We start from the raw sequence: 314 nt of genomic DNA on the forward strand, positions 1-314 counted from the left end.
TCCTGCTCGAGCGCGAGCTGGCCGACCTGCACGGCAAGGAAGCGGCACTGATCTTCACCTCCGGCTACGTCTCCAACTGGGCAAGCCTCGGCACGCTCGGCGCCAAAATCCCCGGGCTGATCATCTTCTCCGACGCGCTGAACCATGCCTCGATGATCGAGGGCATCCGCCATGCGAAGTGCGGCAAGGTGATCTGGAAGCACAACGACGTGGCCGATCTCGAAGCCAAGCTGGCGGCCGCCGATCCGAAGGCGCCGAAGCTGATCGCGTTTGAATCCGTCTATTCGATGGATGGCGATATCGCGCCGATCAAG

Annotated in this window: 1 protein-coding gene; it reads left to right on the top strand. The window is 62.4% G+C overall.

The features are described from left to right. A partial coding sequence (locus BN1800_RS39835; protein ID WP_143534286.1) for an aminotransferase class I/II-fold pyridoxal phosphate-dependent enzyme occupies positions 1-314 on the top strand: 314 nt, incomplete at both ends.

Origin of the sequence: Rhizobium sullae, from assembly GCF_900169785.1 — a bacterium.
Classification (GTDB): Bacteria; Pseudomonadota; Alphaproteobacteria; order Rhizobiales; family Rhizobiaceae; genus Rhizobium; species Rhizobium sullae.